The sequence below is a fragment of the Cellvibrio polysaccharolyticus genome (assembly GCF_015182315.1).
Lineage (GTDB): Bacteria > Pseudomonadota > Gammaproteobacteria > Pseudomonadales > Cellvibrionaceae > Cellvibrio > Cellvibrio polysaccharolyticus.
In genome coordinates this window covers 1,726,348-1,748,779 of record NZ_PRDL01000001.1, presented here as the reverse complement: position 1 = coordinate 1,748,779, position 22,432 = coordinate 1,726,348, and the positions used below count along the sequence as shown (strand labels likewise).

Annotated in this window: 10 protein-coding genes; 6 read left to right on the top strand and 4 right to left on the bottom strand. The window is 49.4% G+C overall.

Translation table 11 applies throughout. The features are described 5' to 3' along the window. Window positions 1-29 precede the first annotated feature (29 nt). Window positions 30-1,394 carry a glycoside hydrolase family 88/105 protein gene (locus tag C4F51_RS07455; RefSeq protein WP_193908611.1) on the top strand — a complete coding sequence of 455 codons (1,365 nt, stop codon included), beginning with the start codon at window positions 30-32 and terminating at the stop codon, window positions 1,392-1,394. A gap of 341 nt (window positions 1,395-1,735) precedes the next feature. Here the strand turns inward: C4F51_RS07455 and C4F51_RS07450 are convergent, their stop codons facing one another. After that, entirely contained in the window at window positions 1,736-3,718 is a 1,983-nt protein-coding gene (locus C4F51_RS07450) for a rhamnogalacturonan lyase (protein ID WP_193908609.1), read from the bottom strand. Between the two features lie 62 nt (window positions 3,719-3,780). Then, entirely contained in the window at window positions 3,781-5,310 is a 1,530-nt protein-coding gene (locus C4F51_RS07445) for a rhamnogalacturonan acetylesterase (RefSeq protein ID WP_193908607.1), read from the bottom strand. Window positions 5,311-5,874: 564 nt separating this feature from the next. Here C4F51_RS07445 and bglB point away from each other — a divergent pair. The 3 genes from bglB (at window position 5,875) to C4F51_RS07430 (ending at window position 11,822) form a co-directional block, all read left to right on the top strand. Next, on the top strand, window positions 5,875-6,981 hold the full coding sequence (gene bglB, locus C4F51_RS07440; protein WP_193908605.1) for a beta-galactosidase BglB: 1,107 nt from the start codon (window positions 5,875-5,877) through the stop codon (window positions 6,979-6,981). Between the two features lie 176 nt (window positions 6,982-7,157). Next, window positions 7,158-8,651, top strand: coding sequence for an MFS transporter (locus C4F51_RS07435; protein ID WP_193908603.1), 1,494 nt, complete (start codon window positions 7,158-7,160; stop codon window positions 8,649-8,651). A gap of 216 nt (window positions 8,652-8,867) precedes the next feature. Continuing rightward, window positions 8,868-11,822, top strand: coding sequence for a TonB-dependent receptor (locus tag C4F51_RS07430; protein WP_193908601.1), 2,955 nt, complete (start codon window positions 8,868-8,870; stop codon window positions 11,820-11,822). A 71-nt stretch (window positions 11,823-11,893) separates the two neighbouring features. Here C4F51_RS07430 and C4F51_RS07425 read toward each other — a convergent pair whose 3' ends face one another. Further along, entirely contained in the window at window positions 11,894-12,763 is an 870-nt protein-coding gene (locus tag C4F51_RS07425) for a sugar phosphate isomerase/epimerase family protein (protein ID WP_193908598.1), read from the bottom strand. 528 nt (window positions 12,764-13,291) lie between these two features. Here C4F51_RS07425 and C4F51_RS07420 point away from each other — a divergent pair. Together C4F51_RS07420 and C4F51_RS07415 are read left to right on the top strand one after the other, a co-directional pair. Next, window positions 13,292-16,285, top strand: coding sequence for a TonB-dependent receptor (locus C4F51_RS07420; RefSeq protein ID WP_193908596.1), 2,994 nt, complete (start codon window positions 13,292-13,294; stop codon window positions 16,283-16,285). A gap of 165 nt (window positions 16,286-16,450) precedes the next feature. Continuing rightward, window positions 16,451-19,321, top strand: coding sequence for a rhamnogalacturonan lyase (locus C4F51_RS07415; protein ID WP_193908594.1), 2,871 nt, complete (start codon window positions 16,451-16,453; stop codon window positions 19,319-19,321). A 264-nt stretch (window positions 19,322-19,585) separates the two neighbouring features. Here the strand turns inward: C4F51_RS07415 and C4F51_RS07410 are convergent, their stop codons facing one another. Then, complete coding sequence (locus tag C4F51_RS07410) at window positions 19,586-22,288, bottom strand: exo-rhamnogalacturonan lyase family protein (protein WP_193908592.1); 2,703 nt, start codon at window positions 22,286-22,288, stop codon at window positions 19,586-19,588. Window positions 22,289-22,432: the final 144 nt, after the last annotated feature.

Genomic DNA, 22,432 nt, shown 5'->3' with positions numbered 1-22,432 from the left:
ACCAACCTATAACATAACAGGTGGATTTTATGCGTCTAAAAAAGCTGTCGGGTTTAATAATTATGCTATCGCTGGGCGGTGCAATCTCACCGCTACATGTTCATGCGGCAACTTCGCCACAAGCGACCACAGCCACTGCCCAAACTGCCATTCCGGATAAAAAGCAGGTGATGGACGCGGTAGAAAAACTGGCGCTGGCCGAAGTTAATCGCCTCAAAGACGTAGAACAAAACCCCGGCCCGGGAAAACGTGGCATCAACACCAACTGGATTTCTGCCACCTTTTTCGTGGGCACCGCCAAACTGGTTGAAGCCGCCAACGTGCCGGAAGTTCTCGATTACAACCTCGCGGTTGCCAAACGTTTCAACTATGCCCATCAGGGCAATAGCGCCCCGGTTAATTTAATCAATGCCGACGACCAGGCGATTGGTGACTTGTACCAGTCCATTTATCTTCACACCGGTTTGCCCGGTGTACTCATGCCATTGCAGCAGCGGCTTGATTACACATTGCCCTACCTGACATTAACGCCAGCACCAAAACGCCTCGTTTGGTGGTGGTGCGATGCCCTGTTTATGGCACCACCGGTGCTGACGCAAATGTCTGCTATTACCGGCGATGCAAAATATATTGATGCGATGGATGTACAGTTCTGGCGAGTTTACGACCGCCTTTACGATAAAAAAGAACATCTCTTCGCTCGCGACGAACGCTTTATCGAGCGCCGCTCTGCCAACAACCAGCAAATTTTCTGGTCGCGAGGCCAGGGCTGGGTGGTTGCGGGTATAGCTCGTATTCTGGAATCCATGCCTGCGGATTATCCGTCGCGGCCTAAATATGTCGCCTTGTTTCAGGAGATGGTTGCTCGTTTGATAACCTTGCAACAACCGGATGGTTTATGGCGAGCCAGTTTGCTGGATTTGGAAGCCTACCCGGAAGCAGAAACCTCTGGCACAGCATTTTTTACTTACGCACTGGCGTTCGGCATCAACCACGGCATTCTCGATCGCAAAACCTATTTGCCGCATGCACTGAAAGGCTGGAACGGGCTTAACCAGTATATTTTACCTAATGGTATTCTTGGCCAGGTACAGACTGCCGGCGATCAACCGGTGCCGACACGACGCGAGGCAACAACACTTTATTCGTCGGGTGGTTATATTTTGGCAGGGCTTGAGATGGCGAAGTTGAATGATCCGGTTAGCAATTTGCCCAAGCCGGTAAAAACCCCGCCAGCGTTTGAGTATCACGCCAGCGATATCGTGATAACACCGCACCCGGTTAATGCTACACCCGATCAGATTCGCGAGTATGATCGTCGCAATGCCGAACACGCCGCGGTGAAGGAACTGGCTTTCGACCCGATGGTAGATGCGCCAAAATATCCGCTGTAGTTTTTCTAAAAAGGCCGACTCTGGTGGTCGGCCTCAGCGGTGATTTAAAGCTTTTAGAAAATTTCCTATGCGTACAAAAGCAGCTTTTCCTTACGTTATTTGTTTCAAAACTGTCGAGTCAGGGATGACTCGATAGAGCTACAGGGAAGTATTCATGCGATTTTGAAACAAATAACGTAAGGGAAAGCGGACAGACTGGCGAATACTATAAATAAAACCCGCAATCTCTGTTTTTCATCATACGTTTGCTGACAGGATAAAGGTTCCAAAAACGCATAAATACATCCATGTAGCTCCGACGAGTCATCCCTGACACCTAAGCGTTTTCGAATAACCCAAAATTAGTCTGCTTTAATAATTTTCAAAACCGGCTTTTCAGGCTTCTCCATCCCTTCCCCCAAATAAAACCCCGGGTGTGGTGGCTGGTTGTAAGCGGTGTTCTGCCAGGCCACCGCAAGGCGGTACTGCGGATCGTGCATCAAGGTTGTGAAGGCATAATCGGTAGGAATCGCAGTGGAATAAATACGCAGCGAGCGATTATCTTCTGCACGTAAAATTACCTCTTCGCGCCAGTCACCGAAAATATCAGCGGACAATGCCGGAGTCGCTTTGGTGCCGTTATTGGATGTTGCGCCTTCGGCCACCATCAATGGAACCGCAACATTATTATTCCAATCCCATTTGTAAATGGTGTTACCGTCGAGCAATTCACGCAACAAATCACCGTCCCACCAGACGGCGAAATTCATTTGCCTGGGGCGAACCGGTGCAATTTCTTCACCTTTAATATTGAATAATTTTTCAGAATTGGCTGCCCATACTTCTGCACCCGGATGACGTGGGTCAATATCTACCGCAACGCCACGACCGGTATCCTTGTCAGCCGGTTTGCTCCAGAGGATTCTGCCATCCTCCAGACTGATCAATGCCGAACCTATACCACCATTACCACGAATATCCTCATACACACCGAAGGATTCCAAACCGGGACGGGTGGGGTCAAGGTTGGATACGTGCATGGCATCGCCATGACGCAGAGCGGTGGTCCATTTGGGTGAACCATCGTGGTCAATCGCTATGGAGCCGTAAATGATTTCGTCTTTACCATCGCCATCAATATCCGCTACAGAAAGTTGATGGTTGCCCTGCCCGGAATAGTCTTTGGATATTCCCGGTGCAGCAGAGTCAAATACCCAACGGGTGGAAATTTTTCCATCGCGAAAATCATAGGCGGCGATAACGGAGCGTGCGTAATAGCCACGCGCCATAATCACGCTGGGGCGTTCACCATCCAGATAAGCGACGCCGGCCAGATAGCGCTCGGAGCGGTTGCCGTAGCCATCGCCCCAGATACTTTTCATCTCATCTATCGTCGGGTTGTCATTACCCGGTGCGCGCTGAGGAATATAAGGTACAGTGTCGAGTGCCGCGCCGGTTCTGCCATCAAAGACTGAAAAATATTCCGGCCCGGAAAGAATGCGCCCCTGTAATTGGCCCAGTAAACGGCCATCGGGTGTTACCAGCGAACCGGTACGATCGCGTACTTCGGTTTCCCCACCGTGACTTACCCAATCAGCGGTGGCATCACCAATAACCTGCCCTTTGCCATCTACCGTACCATCGGCGGTTTTCATGGCGATTTCAGCGCGACCATCACCATCAAAGTCGTACACCATAAATTGTGTGTAGTGGGCACCGGCGCGAATATTTTTACCCAGGTCAATTCGCCACAGACGGTCACCTTCCAGCGTGTAGGCGTCGATAAAAACATTGCCGGTATAACCGCCAAAAGCGTTGTCTTTGGCGTTGGTCGGGTCCCATTTCAGGATGATTTCGTATTGGCCGTCACCATCCAGATCCCCCACGCTGACATCGTTTGCGGTGTAGGAATAGCTTTTTCCGTCCGGTGTTACACCGTCTGCTGGCGGGGTGATAGGAATGGATAAAAAGGGTTGCTGCCAGGCGTTGGTATTTGCCAGCTTTTTCTGGCCAGCACGTATCTCATAATTTGCACCTGCACCACCACGGGTATCGAAAAATGACGTTTTACCGATTAAGGGTTGCGCGGTAATTTTTTTACCATCACGGTAGATATCAATAAGTTGATTATCGGCATCGTCATACCGTTTGCGCCAGGATACCAGCACGCCGTTTTCTGCCGGTACCGCGATGAGCCCGGCATCCAGAAACTCCATTTGTCGCGCAGCGGTTGTTTCGTTGCCAGTGCTTTTTTCTACCGGTGCGCAGGCTGTCAAACCTGCCGCCAGGGTGGCTGCGAGCGCAGCAAAAAGCGGCAGGCGCTTTTTAGTAAAAGTAAACGTCATTGTTCATGCTCCATAAAATGAAATGACTCGCTTGGTATAAAATAAAGCGGATCGCTTCGTTGTCAGAGGCCCAAAAGAGGCTTCAATGATTTCGCTACAATAGCTGCATTCAGCTCTGCACCGGCCTTGCTGGTGTGGGTGCGCTCATCGGCAAACAGCGCTTCCACTTTTTTCGCACCCAACTGATCGTATTCGTGTGCAATCAGGTGGTGAAGATCAATAAAAGCGCTGCCACTTTGCAGTGCCACTTCTTTTGCCCACTGCGGGTAGGAGTTTTCAGCACGCACAATCTGTTTATTTTTCCAGACGTTGCGCGGGATGGATGAGCAGACAACCACCGTAATGCCACGCGCTTTGGCCTCGCCGATAAAACGACGCAAATAGCCGCCGTAGCTGTAAACCGTTTCCGGTTTGCCGGTCAGCAGGTTATCAATCTGCTCTTCATTATTTGCGGTGCCTTTCAGTGTGCCTCGTGCGCGGCTGTCGTCGTTGATGGGGGCAGCATCGTTGTGCCCGAATTGCATGACCAGCACATCACCGGAGCGCATCATATTCAGAGCGCGTTTCCAGTAGTCGCCGGTATAAAAAGTGCGGCTGCTCAAACCACCGACGGCACGGTTGACCACGTTGACCTTTTTTGCATCCAGATGTGGCAGCAGAAAATCACCCCATCCCCACTCCCCATTGGCGCCATCACCGGCACCATTACGCACGGTGGAGTCGCCTATTAGAAATACCGAACGCAAGTTGGCATTGGCCGGTATGGGCAAGCGCAGCCAGCTAAGGTCATCTTTTTTTAGTGCTTGCCCTTTTTCATTGAGCAGGCCGGTAAACATATCCGGCCGCAGGCCTTTGAAAGCGGACAGTGCAGTTTCGGTATGAATTCTTGCGCCGTCGGGATTAAAGTGGGTGTTGTCTTTGGGATAGAAGGCAGCGACTTTTTCTGCCCCGAGCGCTTCAAGGCGATCAGCCACCAGATTGTTTAGGTCAACAAAAGGAACGTTTAATTCCAGTGCCAGTTCGTAAGCCCAGCGTCCGTAACTGCCATTGCGCAGCAGGCTGCCGTTTTGCCAGTTGTTGCTTTGGGTGAGCGACATGAGCACCGGCGTTGCTTTTTTGGCCAATACGTCGTTGGCCATTTTGCGCAGGTAGTGACCGAAGGTGTATACCGTTTCTGTTTGGCGGGTTAGCAGGTTATCAATAGTGACGGATTCGTCACCTATACCGGGTAAGGTGCCCCGCGCCCGACTGTCGTCGTTTATTTTACTGGCGTCGTTGTGGCCGAATTGGATGATGACGATGTCACCCGGCTTTACCTGATCAATCAGGCTTTGCCATGAGCCTTCGCTAATAAAGGTGCGACTGCTACGGCCACCGCGGGCGAGGTTGTGTACAGTGGCTTTTTGCGGGTCGATGTAGTCCCCGAGTAATGCGCCCCAGCCTTGTTGGTCGGGGGCGCTGTAGGTGGCTGCGGTGGAGTCGCCGGCAATAAATATTTGTATTTCCGCCGCGTGAACCGGGAGGGAAACCAGTAATAAGGCAAGGTACCAGCGAAGCAAACGGAAGCTGTTGGAAAAAACTCGAAATACCATAACTACACTCTCTTCAATTATTGTTCTTGTCTATCAACCCTGAGGTACTTTATTGCGATGGATATGTGCTGTGAGTTTTTAAAAAAACCGGCGCTCCTCTGTCCGTTTGGCATCCGAACAGGTATTCCAAAAACGCATAAACACATCCCTGTGGCTCCGACGAGTCATCCCTGACTCGACGGTTTTGGAATACCTGTTCGGATGCCAAACTCGCGCCATGCCGGAGGTGAGGTTTTCCCACTCGTCTGAAACCTGATAGAGATGCCTCTACTCACGTGCGTAATACATTTCTCTTTCCAAATTTCCGGGTAAAAACTCCATAACCAGACGCAAAACAAGGATTTTAATGACAGAAACGTAAAGATTTTCAATCACGTTTATATCATGCTTGAATCATAATGACTAGTTGTGATTGAATATGATCGACACAATGAAGATTCACTGGTAGGATCAACTCCACGACATGCCCGAACGAACCTTTCCCGCCACATTCACTGCGGGAGCGAGCAGGTCAGGCAGAACCAATCTTCTTTTTATAAACCAATAATATGTTGTGAGTATTCTATGGTTGCTACAGTACAAGGCATTCAGCGCTCCGAATTAACGCGCACAATCGAAAATCTGATCGATAATCTCGTCAACATCAAAGACACCAGTGGCGAATTTTTGCTGCGTCTGGATGATGGCCGCGTTATTGACACCAAAGGCTGGAATGACTGGGAATGGACTCACGGTATAGGCCTCTACGGTTTGCTGAAACTGTGGGACATTACCGGTGACGAAAAGCCGCTGCAGATTATGCAAGACTGGTTCAAGAACCGTTTTGAAGCAGGCACCCCGACCAAAAACGTGAATACCGTTTCTCCTTTCCTTACCCTCGCCTACCTGGCCGAACGTCTTGGCACACGGAGTTATTTGCCGTATCTGGATGTGTGGGCAGAGTGGGTGATGAACGAAATGCCGCGCACCGAAGAAGGCGGCTTGCAACATATTGTTTTCAACTCGGTGAATTACCAGCAAATCTGGGATGACACCCTGATGATGTGCGTGTTGCCCTTGGCCAAGATCGGCCTGTTACTGGATCGCCCGGCTTATGTTGAAGAAGCCAAGCGCCAGTTTATGTTGCACATTAAATATCTGGCGGATCGTAAAACCGGTTTGTGGTTCCATGGCTGGACGTTCGATGGCCGTCATAACTTTGCCGATGCCTTGTGGGCTCGCGGTAATTGCTGGGTGACGATTGCGATTCCGGAATTTATTGAGTTGCTGGACTTGCCGCCGGAAGATGGTTTGCGCCTGTTCCTGATTGAAACCCTGGAAGCCCAGGTAAAAGCGCTGGAGCAGTATCAGGATGAAGGGGGCTTGTGGCATACCTTGATCAACGATACATCTTCTTATCTGGAGGCCTCGGCAGCAGCCGGTTTTGCTTACGGTATTTTGAAAGCCGTGCGCAAAGGTTATCTGGATGCGAAGTATGAGCCGATGGCCACCAAAGCGATTAAAGCCGTGCTGGCAAATATCAGTGCCGATGGCGAGCTGCAACAGGTTTCGTTTGGTACGCCGGTATTTGATGATCTGCAAGGCTACCGTGATATTCCCTTAACCTCCATGCCTTACGGACAGTCCATGGCGATCCTTGCCCTGGTGGAATTTATGAACCGTTATATTTAACCCCTGTAGTCGTTTCAGCTTCCCTGTTGCTGCTGCGTGCAGCACAGGGCTTTTTTCAAACACCGAACAACGCGTAAGCACTGACTCATTAGAATAACCGGCCGGTGCAAACACATTTATCTTCAGAGGTTCTCTGGACGCCCGATAACAAGTTACAACAATAATGAGCATCAACCATGATAAAGCGCGAGATAAAACCCCGTAATTATGTAGCCTATGGTCTTTGTGATGTATTAGGCGCTGGTTCCATGGCCGTGATCAGCGGTTGGCTAATTTTTTTCTACACCACCTTTTGTGGTTTGTCTGCCGTAGAGGCTGCTTCAATTTTCGCCATTGCGCGCATTCTCGATGCCGTGGCCAGCCCGCTTATTGGCCATATTTCCGACAACCTGGGCAAAACGCGCATTGGCCGCCGCTTTGGCCGTCGCCGTTTCTTTTTATTAGCCGCCATTCCTCTCTTGCCCAGCTTCGCTTTTATGTGGGTGAGCGGGCAGCATTATTGGTATTACCTGCTGACGTTCGTGTTTTTTGAATTGGTGTATGCCTCGGTACTGATCCCTTACGAAACGCTTGCCGCAGAAATGACCGATGACTACACCAAGAAAGCAAAATTTGCCGGTGCACGTATTCTGGTGGGTCAAATTTCTGCCATCTTCGCCGGCATTTTGCCTGCCTGGATTGTTAACTACGTGGGTGGTGATGAGAACGCAACGACCTTTTTAATCATGGGTGGTATTTTTGCGGTTACCTTTATGTGCGTGGTGGCCATCACCTACTTCTTTACCTGGGAGCGCGAACCGGTTGAAGAACCGGATGTACCGGATAAACCCAAAACCAGCGCGTTTGCGTCTCTGAAAATGGTATTTGTAAACCTCGGTTCCACTCTGCGTATTCGTGCTTTCCGTTTGCACCTGGGGATGTATCTCGGCGGTTATATCAGCCAGGATATTTTTAACGCGGCCTTTACTTATTTTATTGTGTTTGCACTGGGCGGCTCGGTTGCTATTGCGTCTTCGTTGATTGCCAATACCTATATCGCACAATTAATCGCGGTCATGTTGGCCATCACCCTGGTAATTCGCATTGGCCCGGCATTTACCTACCGCATCGCCGTTATTTTTTATCTGCTGGGTATCTCCGCCCTGCTCACGCTTTTCCTGATGTTCTCTGAACTGCCATCCATGTATTGGTTGCTTGGCGCGGTAGTACTGGCGGGGCTGGGTCGTGGTGCGCTGAATTACATTCCCTGGAATGTGTACAACTATATTCCCGATGTCGATCAAATTGTAACCGCCAAGCGCCGCGAAGGCAGCTTCGCCGGGGTGATGACATTTATACGTAAAGCCGCGCAAGCCGTTGCCGTTATGGCGGTCGGCATTGTGTTGGAATGGGGCGGTTTTACCTCCGGCAGCACAACGCAATCCACCGAAGCCATTAATACGATTGTGTTCGCCATGGTAGTCGGCCCGCTTATTTTGCTGCTGTTCGGTTTTTGGGTAGCGGGAAAATTCAAACTGAACAAAGACACGCACGAATTGTTAATGCAGGAAATTGCTCACCTGAAAACCGGTGCCACCGAACCTTCCAGCGAGCATAGCCGTAAAGTGGTTGAAGACCTTTCCGGCTGGCCTTATGAAAAGCTTTGGGGGAAAAATTCTGTCGGGAAATAAACACTCCGGTGTTTAAAAAAAAGCAGTCCGTTTGCCGCTACCGTCGTTAGATCGTAGCGGCTTTTTTTAAATTATTGTTTGACGTTAATCAAATAAAATTTTTACGTCCACTTATGAATGAAATGCATAAGAATATGATTGAATATGCTTGGCCATGAAAAAAATAGTTCATTAGTATTCGCCTCTCTCACAAAACCAATCACCTTGAGGCGATAAATGTTGTACGTCCCCAATCATAATTTACGAAATTTGTTTCTCCCTTTTTCCCGCAAAACTCTGGCTCAAATAACATCTGTTGTTATTGCAACAGCATCGGTAACTCTGGCGAGTACTGCCTACGCACAGCAAGCCGCCAGTTCATCCAGCGCAAGCAATGCCGTAGTACTGCACGGCGATAACCTTGAAGAAGTGGTGGTATCCGGTATTCGCTTCAGCCAGCGCAGCGCGCTGGATCGTAAAAAAGAAGCCGGCACGATTACCGACTCCCTAGTGGCCGAAGATATAGGTGCGTTTCCGGATAAAAATATTGCTGAAGCATTACAACGTATTCCGGGCATTCAATTGGAACGCGATAACGGCGAAGGCTCATCGGTCAGTATTCGTGGCGTTGATCCGGATTTGTTGCGCGTGGAAGTAAACAACGTCGGTGCGCTGGGCATGGGCGGCAGCCGTGGCGTTGACTTTCGGGATATGGCTTCCGAGTTGGTGAAATCGCTGGACGTGATTAAAGGCTCTGAAGCACGGCTTACCGAAGGCGGTATTGGTGGCACCATTCAGGTGAACACACGCAAGCCTAACGAATTTGATGATCATTTTCTGTCGGTGTCGGCAGAAGGTCAGTACAACGATGTGCTGGGCGAGGTAATGCCGAAATTCAATTTTACCGGTGTACGAAAAATCAACGATGACCTGGGTGTATTGATCAACATAACCGGCTCGGATAAAAGCACCGTTATTCACTCACTGCAAAACTCTGATTGGGTGCGTGTAGAGGATTACGATAAATCTCCGGATAAAACCACCGTCAATGTGGACTATGCCGATATTCTCAACAAAGCCGATTGCGCCTCAAGTGGCAACACCGCGCTCTGTGAAGCCCAGTGGTATGACTATTCACCGCGCATCCCCCGCTACGCGATTCGTGAGCGCGAAGAGAAGCGTCTGAGCGCCAATGCCATGGTGCAATATCAGGTGAATGACAACCTTTCCACGCACCTGGGTTACACCTGGAATAATCGTGACAAGCGTGCGCTGGATTTAAACCTGCAAATTGCCACCCAATCCAAAGCGCGTATTGACGCTGCCACTGCCGTTGTTGATGAAAATCATAACGTAATTGATTTTTCCACTCGCGCCGGTTCGGTTTCCAACCGCTCGCTGGATTTTAATTGGGACCAAACCACGTCCCAGTTTGAAACCGGCTTTGAATTTAATACCGAATCACTCAACGTTACCGGCTTGCTTGCGCGCTCTACCACCGATCAGGATATTGATGCACGCGATGCAACGATTTCTGCAGACAACGTGCAGGGCATTCGCGTAACCCAGCACAAAGGCGGCTTGCCAGTAGTGGATTTCAGCAATGCCAACTTCCGGCTTACCAATACCTATGAAGCCTTTGATCCCTATGACCCCACCAGCTACAAATCACGCGTCAACTCGCTCTACACACCGAGCGTGGATGAAAGCGAAGAGTTGATGGCAAAGCTGGACGTTACCTACATTCCGGATTCCACTATTTTCAGCGCCTTCCGCTTTGGTGCACAGCGCACTGAACAGTCTTTTGCCAATGCGTCTTTCCGCCATGAAATTATTCGTGATGTGGGTGGCACTTATGCGGGCAGCGTGTGGACACTGGAAGACCACGTAAACCTGATCAATGGCAACCTGAAAACCTCACCGGCTTTTTTCAAAAGCTATAACCTGCCGGTAGACAGTATTCGCTACTACCCTGCGGTAGAACCTGCGGGCCTTGTTCGCGATTTACAAGCACTGTCCGGTGATTATTCTACCCGCGCCGATCTCACCAGCGAGCAAGGCAATTACGACATTGAAGTCAATGGCACCGCGTTTTACACCCAGGCCAATATTGAAACAACTTTGGGTGCCCTGCTCCTCACCGGGAATGTGGGTGTGCGTGTGGTAAAAACCGATACCGCTGCCAACGGTGATGTGCGTATTCGTGTACTGGTTGACCGGCTGGATGAAAATGGTAACCCGCTGATTAACGAAGAAACCGGTGGCTACGCCGGTGGTGTGCCATCCACCAATGACCCGGACATTTATAGCGGACGTAAAACCGTTAAATCCGATTACACCGATGTGCTGCCCAGCATCAACCTGACCCTGGGATTGATTCCGGAAAAACTGGAACTTTATGTGGGTGCCGCCAAAGTGATGGCTCGGCCAAGAATGGTCGATATCAATGTAAACGCAGATTGCACTATTTATAAAAACATTCAGGCGCAAATTGATCAGCAGGCGAATATCTGTGCCGGTGGCAACCCGGATCTGGACCCTTACCGCGCAACCCAGTTTGATATAGCGCTGCATTGGTACCCGGATGAAAACTCTATTGTTTCGGGCGCGTATTTTGCCAAAGATGTCACCAGCTGGATTATTGATCGCGACACCAACTTCGGTGTGGATTTCTTTGGGGACGGACGGGTGTGGGACGTTCGGCAAAAACTCAATGGCAGCGGTGTAAAAATTCAGGGTATCGAGTTACAGGCCTCGACCACCTTCACTCACCTGCCCGCCCCCTTTGATGGTTTGGGTGGCGCGGTGAATTACACCTACATGGAAGCCGATGATGTGGGGCTGTTCAATCAACTCACCGGCCAGGAACTGCCGTTTCCTTCACAATCCAAAAACAGTTACAACCTGACGGCGTTTTACGAAACCCATGATTGGAGTATTCGCGTAGCCTACAACTACCGCAGCCAATATCTGGCCGGTGCGGCGGGCCACTCGGGCAACCCGATTTTTGTGGATGATGCCGGCTATCTGGATGCGAAATTCAGTTACAACATTACACCGCAACTGAAATTTCACGCCGATGGTCGCAATTTAACCAGTGAAGTCAAAACCACCAATACCGGCGTGGGACGTATTTCCAGCTACGATTGGGCCGGACGTGAATACGCGATCGGTTTGACCTATAAAATGTAAATAGAAACACTCTTAACGCTATTTGGATTCCCTTCATTGTTCAAATAGCGTTAAGAGCCTCATATACCCTATCAGGGATTAGCGACAGCGCTGTCCCACGCTGCCTGCATACGCACGAATGCTTGCGGCGCATCCGCAGGGCCAGCCTCTTCCAGCAAAATCGGTACCTGATACTTACCAGCTTTAATCAAACGTCGAAACACCCCTTCCCAGTCCATTTCACCCAAGCCGGCCGGCAAGGCATCGGATTTTTTTAAACCGGTTTCACTATTAATCATTCGATAATCTTTAGCATGTACCGCGACAATGTGCTCACCAAATGCAGCGAAGCACTCGTCGAGAAAAATATCGATATCATCAATACCGGAGGTCGGCACCAGATTAACCGGATCAAAAATAATACCCAGTGCCGGTGATGCAAACTCCTCAATAATACATTTCACATGCTCTACAGAAGACAGCGCGTGGAATTCCGCTACGGCTTCTACACCGATAAAAATCTTATGCTTTTCAGCCGCCTTTACCAGGCGGCGCAGCGATTCTACAGCGGTGCGAAATCCAGTCTCGCGACCACCCGGCTGATTCAGATACGGAACCGGCGAACCGGTTTCGGTACCCACAATGCGACAGCCAAGAGCGGCGGCGGCGGCCAGGTGCGCTTCAAAACGCTGTAATGAAAATTCACGCTCGTTTAAATCGGGCGTCACCATATCGATGTAACAACCCAACACCGCAATAGACAAATGATTATCGTCAAATGCCTGGCGCACCTGTCGCAAACCCTCTTCTCCAAAATCAGCCGGCATTAAACGCTCGCCCGGCAGCGCTTTCGCCAACGCCAACTGCACACAGGCAGCCCCTGACGAAGCAATGGCGGGCGCCAATGTTTCAGCAGAACGGGTTCCAAAATCATGGGCGCGCAGGCCAAATAAAGGTTTCATAAGACTTACCAATCCTGATAGAGATTTTTGATAAAAATGGCTCACACACAAGAACCGGATGCAGCCTTTGGCAGCGGCTTGCTGTAAAAAACTCCGGCCACAAGCAAATGATCAATTATGAGCAAATATGATTGATTAAGTCCAACGAATTTACCTGAATATTTCATTCAACCCATGATAAATGTGACAAATACACCTCAAAAAATAATAAGGTGACATCTAATTTTTAAAAATAAAAGGAAATTTAAACGACAAAAAATAGAAATAATAATCATAAAAAAGCGGCATTTTTTATGATTTACGCAAATCGAAAATTTCCTCACAGCCTTTATTTGGCGCAGCCTGCGCGTTTTTAACCAGTAAATAACAGCGGATTTTTTGCACTCATCACGATAAATACTGAAAAAATACAAAATGAATGATTGTGACTAGCAGTGACTAAATATGATTGACGTTGCAAAATTATGATAATAGTATTCGCCTTGTCCTTACTAATAACTAATGCAATCTGCTTATCAGAGGCGATAAATGACTTACTTCAAATCATCCCACGCAGGAAGCGTGCACTGCACCTCCATTCCTTTTTCACGCAAGAAATTAGCGGTTGGTGTTGCATCCATTCTTATGGCTGCCGCCGGTTTAACTCTGATTCCCACTGCCTCGACCTTCGCACAGGAAACAACCACTTCCAGCAATGCGCAAAACGGCGAAGGCGTTGAAGAAATTATTGTTTCCGGTATTCGTTTCAGTCAGCGCAGCGCGCTGGACAGAAAAAAAGAATCGGTAACCATGAGTGACTCATTGGTTGCAGAAGATATCGGCGAATTCCCGGATAAAAATATTGCAGAAGCGCTATCGCGTATTCCGGGTGTGCAAATATCCCGAGCGGGAGATGGTGGAGAAGGCTCCCTTGTCAGCGTACGTGGTGTATCTCCCGACCTGCTGCGTGTAGAAGTTAACAGTGTAGGTGCGATGGGTAATGCAGGTAGCAGAGAGATCGACTTCCGATCCATGGCATCCGAGCTGGTCAAATCACTTGATGTAATTAAAGGTTCTGAAGCACGCCTGACTGAAGGTGGGATTGGTGGCACCATTCAGGTTAACACCCGCAAACCCAACGAGTTTGACGATCACTATTTCTCGGTATCCGCTGAAGGGCAATATAATGACCTGATCGGTGATGTAATGCCGAAGTTTAATATCACCGGCGTAAGAAAAATTAATGATCGCCTGGGTGTGTTGCTAAATGTCACTGCATCAGACAAAACCACAATGATGCATGCGGTTCGTAATACAGAGTGGCAACGCTTTGACGATTACGATAACGACCCACAAAAAACCACCATCAGTCAGAATCCAAAATTTTCCAATATTGCTAATAAATCCGACTGTGCTTCAAGCTTCTCTGTAGCAGCAGATCGGAATGAATGCACGAGACAATGGTCAGAGTTTTCTCCCTATTTGCCCCGCTATGCTATATGGGAGCGATCAGAAAAACGTTTGAGTGCTAATGCCATGGTGCAATTTGCCGTTACTGATGATTTGTCAGTGCACGCAGGTTATACCTTTAACGAACGAGATAAAGATGCTCATGATATTAACCTGCAGTTTGAAACCGAGTCAGCCGCCAGGGTCAACCCTGAAAGTGTAGTTGTGGATGACCGAAAAAATGTCGTTTCTTTCAGAAGCAGCCCGGGTGCTCGGGTAGGTAACCGAGTTATCCAGCAGGAATGGATGCAAAAGAATGACATGTTTGAAACCGGCTTCGAATTGAAACGCGATAACATTCAGCTGATAGGTCTACTTGCTCGATCTACAGCAGACCAGGATTATGACCAACGAGGCACTACAGCATGGGCCAGCGGTGTAACTGATATACAATTTACGCTTGATGGCAGCGGGTTGCCACATATAGATTTAAGTAATGCCTACATTCACAATGTCAGTGACCCTACGGATAAATCCAATAAATTTGATATCAACAGTCCGGCTAGTTACACAGGTGGCTCCTCCTTCAATTATCGACCATCAAGAGATGAAACCCAAGAAGATATGGGGAAATTGGATTTTGTGTTTACACCTGAATCCGGCTTCTTCACTAAATTCCAGACTGGTTACCAATACACCAAACAAATGTTCGCCAATTGGAATTGGCGTTACGACATCAATCGAAATGTCGGCGGAGGCGAAGGTTACACGTGGACAATGGATGATCAGATCGCTCTACTTCAGGGAAATACAACTAAAACACCGAAATTTTTCAACAACTACAGCCTTGATGTTCCTACATTAAATTCCTGGCAAGCAGTTAACAATCCCTCTTTCCTTGCTGACCTGAGAGCTGTTAGCGCAGATAACACCACGCGTGCTGACCTGAATGTGCAATCCGGCAACTTCGACGTGGATTTAAGCTCTAACGCATTTTATATACAGGGTAACTTCGAAACCAGCCTCTTTGGCTTGCCATTAAAAGGCAATACAGGTGTCCGCTATGTGCGCACCGAGAGTGATGCCAATGGAGATGTACGTATCCGGGTAATGGTTAATGAACTGGATGAAAATGGAAACCCCATGATCAATCCTAATACAGGTGGTTTTACTGCGCCTATTGAAGCACAAAATCACGCAGAGCAATATACCGGGAGAGACACTCTTAAAAATGATTATGACGATGTACTGCCAAGCCTGAACTTGACATTAGGTCTGATCCCAGATGAGTTGGAGTTGTTTTTCGGTATCGCAAAAGTCATGGCGCAACCCCGAATTCTTGATATCAACATCAACGCCAACTGCACTATCTACCGCGATCAGCAAAGCATTATCGATGGAACAGCAAACGTTTGTACGGCGGGTAATCCGTATCTCGACCCCTTCCGTGCCAAGCAAATGGATATAGCGTTAACCTGGTATCCAAATGAAGATTCTGTGCTCTCTGCAGCATGGTTTACCAAAGATATTACCAGTTGGCCATTAGATCCTGATACACAGTTCAATACAGATTTCTTTGGAGATAATCGTCAATGGGATGTTCGACAAAAAGTTAACGGTGGGGGCGCAAAAACACAGGGCATCGAGTTACAAGCAAGCACTATTTTCACTATGCTTCCTGCACCATTTGATGGTTTTGGTAGCAGCGTCAATTATACATGGATGGATTCCAAAGACGTTGGCCTGTTTGACCAATTGACAGGGGCAGAACTTCCCTTCCCGGGACAATCTGAAAACAGTTATAACATCACTGTCTTCTATGAAACGGATAGATGGAGTGCTCGTGTGGCCTACAACTATCGTGACAGTTTTCTGCAAAGTGCAGCTGATAGATCAGGTAACCCGTTGTATGTAGATGACGCAGGCTATCTGGATGCGAAATTCAACTATAGCGTTAATGACAATCTGAAAGTTTACATTGATGGAAAAAACTTAACTGGAGAAGTTCGTTCAACCAATTCAGGCCCTGGCCGGATGTCAAGCTATGACTGGACTGGTCGCGAATATGCGATCGGATTAAGCTACAGAATGTAATTATTGTCTGGAGTAGGATCTGCCTGACATATTTCTAATCAGGCCTTCAACAATCCCCGGCAATTCGTCGGGGATTTTTTATTTCATTGTTGTTGTCGTCAATCTGTTGGAAGTAACACTGTTATGTAAAAACTAACCTCAACTGTTCAGGGAGTATAATTGATAATGAAAACTACCTATGAAGTTCATCGATCGACCTCGAAAGCGATACCGCAATCAGCATGGAAAGCCCGTTGGTTGGGCGTTGCGCTGATTCCCTTATTAACCTGTGCTGCCCTTCCCTCTTTTGCAGCAAAAAGCAACCAGCCAGGTTACTGCAAAACCATCAACGATCGCTCTGGCAATGCATTGCCACCGGGATTACAAAAACTTCAACAGAACTGCGTATCCGGCAAGCGGGTTGAAGATCTGGATCGCGGGCTGGTGGTCATTCCTGTAAATAAAGGCAATGCAATCAGCTGGCGTTTGTTGCAAAAAGACGATACCAGTAAAGGCTTTCACATTTATCGCAATGGTAAAAAAATAACGCCACAGGCAATAAAATCCTCCACGTTCTTTACCGATAGTGATGGCAAAGCCTGGGATACTTATCAGGTAATGGCCGTGGGTGAAAAACTGATTCCTGATGCAACCAACCGCACCGCAAAAGCCTGGTCGCAACCTTATCTCTCCATTCCCCTGAATAAACCCGCTGGCGATTCTATTTTGGGAGTGCCCTATACCTACAGCGCCAATGACGCAACGGTGGCGGACCTTGATGGTGATGGGCAGTACGAAATTATTGTCAAATGGGACCCGAGCAACGCTAAAGATAATTCGCAAAGTGGCCACACCGGCAACGTTTACATAGATGCTTATACGCTGGAAGGTCAGCAACTCTGGCGAATTGATCTGGGTAAAAATATCCGTGCCGGTGCGCACTACACGCAATTTATAGCCTACGACTTTGATGGTGATGGCCGTGCAGAAATTGCTATTAAAACCGCAGATGGCACTGTCGATGGACGAGGTAATATTATCGGTAACGCTCAGGCGGATCACCGCAATTCTGCCGGCTATGTTCTCAACGGCCCGGAATACCTCACCATGTTTGACGGGCTTTCCGGCGAAGCACTGGACACCATCGACTATATTCCGCCACGCGGTAATGTGGGAAGCTGGGGCGATACCTACGGCAACCGCGTTGATCGCTTCCTCGCTGGTGTAGCCTATTTTGATGGAGAAAGCCCCAGCCTGTTTATGGCGCGAGGCTATTACACCCGTGCGGTTGTGGCAGCTTACGATTGGGTTAACGGGCAATTCAGCCAGCGCTGGGTATTTGATACCAACAACGGCAATGGTGATGAAATTGTTTTTGGCCAGGGCGCACACAGTGTCAGCGTGGCCGATGTAGACGGCGATGGTCGCGACGAAATTATTTACGGCGCGGCAGTGATTGATGATAACGGCCATGCGCTTTACAGCACCGGCCTTGGTCATGGTGACGCACTGCATGTCAGCGACATCGACCCGCAGCGTCCCGGGCTTGAAGTGTATATGGTGCATGAATCTGCAGCCAGCTACACACAGGACGGCATTGAATACGGGGTGGAGTTGCACGATGCCGCCACCGGCGAAATTCTCTGGAGTCGCCCCAGTAACGGTGCTGATGTTGGCAGGGGTTTAAGTGCTGATATCGACCCGCGTTTTCCCGGCAATGAAAACTGGGCAACCCGCGGTGGCCTTGTAGCTGCGAATGGCGAAGTCATTTCTGAAAACCGCCCGTCACAAACCAATTTTGCGATCTGGTGGGATGGCGATTTGCTGCGGGAATTACTGGACGGAACCACTATTTTTAAGTGGGATTATCAGAATGAACAATCGGTGCCGATTCTGGAAGGCGCTTTATTCAATGCGGTTTCCAACAACGGCACCAAAGCAACCCCCTCCTTGTCGGCAGATATTTTTGGCGACTGGCGAGAAGAAGTGGTCTGGGCCAATGCAGACAGCACTGAGTTGATGATTTTTTCTACCACCATTCCCACCAACTATGCCATCCCGACTTTGATGCAAAATCCGCAATATCGCGTTGCTATCGCCTGGCAAAACGTGGGTTACAACCAGCCACCCCATCCGGATTTCAACCTGGGCGCAAGCGCTAATAATATTCCGGATTACGGAGTTTATACGCCGGCAAGCGAACCCTGGATAAAAGCAATAGCGCGGGGTGATCACGAAAAAATTACCGTGCAATTGCATGTTCACCAGACCGCATTCAAATCTGCAAAAATTTTTCGCAGCACCGTGAATGATTCAGCCAGCAAAACGCTCGTTGCTACTTTGCAACCCGGTCAGCATCAATGGGTGGACACTAATGTAGTAGTTGATGTGGATTATTTCTATTGGGTGGAAATCAAGCCACTGCGGGGCAATGTAAATTTTGATAACAGCCCATCCAAAACGAAACTGACGGTAAGCAACATTCCCCAACTGAACGTCAACATTCTCAATAATCGCGTACCGGTGGAGCTGGCTTGGCGTGCAGCAAATATGGATATTCGCAGCATTACGATTTATCGCCAACAAGTTGCCGATGCGAATACACCGGCGGACTTCGCAGCCAGCCAGGTTATTGCTGCGCCAGCTGTCAACAGCCTGACCTGGCAGGATGCGACTGCAACTGCCGGAGAGAAATATTATTACTGGGTAGCCATTGATAATGCCGTTATCAATGATGTGGTAATTTCAGAACCGGCTTACATAGCAACCGTACTCCAACCGCAAACGCATCTGGTCAGTTCACGGGTGCCGGAAGGTATTCATTTGAGCTGGAAACTGGAAGATTTTGCGCAACCTATTCGGGTGGTAGAGGTTTACCGCAATACTCGCAACCAGGCGAACGGCAGAACCCGCGTTCTTGCCAGCGCGCCCGAAGAAGGCGAACTGACTGATAGCAACGACCTCGAACCCGGAACCACCTACTGGTATATGTTCAAGTTAACGATGCAGGATGGCAGTATCGTAAATACGGATCCGGAGGCAAGTATTACCTATTGATGTTAAAAAGAAACCGACCTGGAATCAGGTCGGTACTGAATGCTGACAAATTTCAGGTCAGCACAATATGAGTTTGGCGTTAGGCTGTATGTTCCAAAACCGTCGAGTCAGGGACGACTCGAAGGAGCTACAGGGATGTATTTATGCGTTTTTGGAGCATACAGCCTAATGACAAACGGGCAGAATGGCACGGATTTTTATCTTCAAAAAAACCGTATTATCCGATTGAAGCCAGCCTGAACCCAGGCCGGCTTTTTCCAAGACTTACAACGCTTCCGGCACCAACGCCAAATTTTGAATCGCCGCCAACCCCCACTGCGCCGCATCATTGGTAGATACCCACGCAGCTTCATCAATCGGGTTTAATACATCCGGCCCTTTGATTTCATCGAACGCGATCTTACGATTGCCGCCCCACTCCCTGGAAAATTCTGTCCAGGCACGTTTGGCCAATGCGTTATCGCCCTCTTGTTGCGCCACATAAGCCGTGAGGCGTGAGTGGGCAACAACGAGATTGTTATTGAATTCCGCACCCAGCTCTGCACGTTGTTCTTCGCGGCTGGCATTGTAGAGTCGACCATAACGCAACCAGGCGGCTTTGAATTCAGGCACATCCAGTAACTGGTTCAGCTCGGTACAGACTTCGATTAAACCGAACACGGAACTGAGATGGGAAATGGAAGGCTTTTCTACCGGGAACGGATGCAGGGTTTTGGTATCCGCATCGTAGCCAAAACCACCGGCAAAAAATCCGAGCGGATGCTCGCCGATGACACGCATGGATTTTTCCAGGTAGTGTTTGTATTCATCACTACCGGTGCGCTCCCAGGCTGTCAGCCAGTTGGCGGCTGCCGAGCCCCAATCTGTACCCACGCCAATTTTTGCTTTGCCGGGTATCGGGCTGGGCGCGGCCACTTTGCGGGTTGCATCCAGCGTTGCCAATGCTCTGTCGGCATGAATCACTTCATTCAATACATCGCCAGTGCGTTCATCAGCGGTAATGTAGTAATGGAAGCGACGGTAAGCAGCGGTGCTGATGCGCAGTTGTTTGGCACTGCACCCCCAATGCTGCACATTGTGCCGTGTACCCAAACCTTTAAAGCGACCGGCGTGGTACATGTCCACATCGCGATTGTGGCGGGTCATATTTTCGGCAAGGCGGAAGGTATTGGCATCACCGGTGCGCAAAAAGGAATACCACAACCACAAGTCCGGCGATAACTCCGAGTTATCCCAGGCGTAGCCACCAATGTCATAGCGCCATACATGACGATCTTCGTCGTAGGCGTGCATCACATCGCCGTAATTCCAGAAGCCGTACCAGTGACGTTGATCCACCTGGCGGTGATAGAACTCGATTTGCCAATCCAGACGTTCTTCAATCGCGCGTTTTTCCGGTGAGGTGCGATCCGGCAAGCTCCATAAACCACCAAACACGCCCGCTGCCAGATAATCTGCCGGTGCGGCAATAATCCGCGGCGGTGTGGCAATGGTGTCTGCCATGGCAATGGTTTGCTCGCGGGAAGGTGTTGCGGCCAACACAAACAAACTCATATTGGTGGTGCGAGCAACACCGTAGGCGCTGCCAAAACCCGGTTCGTAATCTTCGTAAGTAATATTCAGTGCGTCGAGTTGCTGTTCGTAGGTTTCCTGCCCCAGTCCATCGTGATAAAAGCGCACGTCCATGGCTTCGGCTTCCGGCGACCAGAACCACAGCGTTGCCTGAGCCACATCGGCACCGGCGTTACGGATATCAATTTGCACCGGATGCAATTGCCAGAAATCACGCATACCAAAAAGAATACCGCCCGATACTCCGCCAAGAAACGCAACACCATTCGAGCGCCGCCCCTGGTCAGCATCAATCCAGGCATGGCCGGGTTTGGTACGCTTTTTAATACCAAAGCCATTCGCCGTCAGCTGCGATAAGGTGTAGTCATTCCACACTGGCACCCAATGCAAACGGCTGCTGACGCGTTCATCCCATTCTTTTAATGGCGGCGTGGCAATACCGGCCACTTGTGCATCGCGCACTGCTTTGCCGGGGTCGCGACGCAAACCGGTTATGCCCTGCGGCGACTCGCCCCACAAACCACCCTGCTCGCCCACAAAACGTACATGGCGGTTATAAAATTCATCGTGCTGAATAACATCAAACTGTAAACCAAGGCCTTTGATGAAATCCTGCTGATCATCACCGTCATAAATAAAGGTGTGGCTGATTTGTAAAGACTCACCGCCCGCATAAATATACAAACGCAAACTGAACGGCAACCATTCACGACCGCTGGTGGTGCGATGCTTTCCTTCCAGCTTCAATACCGCCCTGACCGGCCCTTCCTGCTCCACGGATATACGTTCAATACTGGATTCGAAAGATTCCACGCGCGCGGGTGATTCCGGTTCATTTACCGGCTTGTCCTGGCGCAAACCGACCAGGCGGGCATGCTGCGCAATGATTTTTTTATTGCGCTCCAGACGCTCAACAATGTGTTTACCTTGTTTATTCACCACACAGGTAAAGATGCCGTTATCAACAGAAATGGCCGTAGCGGTTTGGCGAACTTTAACCGGCGCGCGAGGTGCAGGGCCATTGCCTTTTTCGAGTTTGAATTGTTCGCCCAGTGCAATATTGGCGGGCACCGCATGCCCGGTCCATTTAATACTGCCATCCGGCCAGTAAGCGGTTGGCCAGGTTTGTACCGGCACTCGTTCACCACTGCTATTTAATAACCGCAGGCTCTGCCCCGCCTTCAACTGCCCTGTCGGCCAGGGATGCCCCCAGGTGTGGCCGGTCTTAGCCGCAGGTTCGTGGCCGTCCAGCCAACTCAATTGGCCGGGCTGGCGCGCTACTGCCGTGGTGTGGCCAGCCGATGCCAGCGCAGGAAAACTTTGTCCGGAAGCCGACATAGCGGCAGGAATGGATGCGGCCAGGGCCGTTTTGATCAAAAAGTCACGTCGATTCATAAGAGCTCTCTTATTGTTGCCCGAAATGAACGGTTCAGGATGCCGACAAACCGCTGTGAACGGGCAAACTTATCACAGAATTCACCCTGCATGACCAAATATGAGTAAAAATGATTAAATTTGAACATTGTGGCTTATTGCACA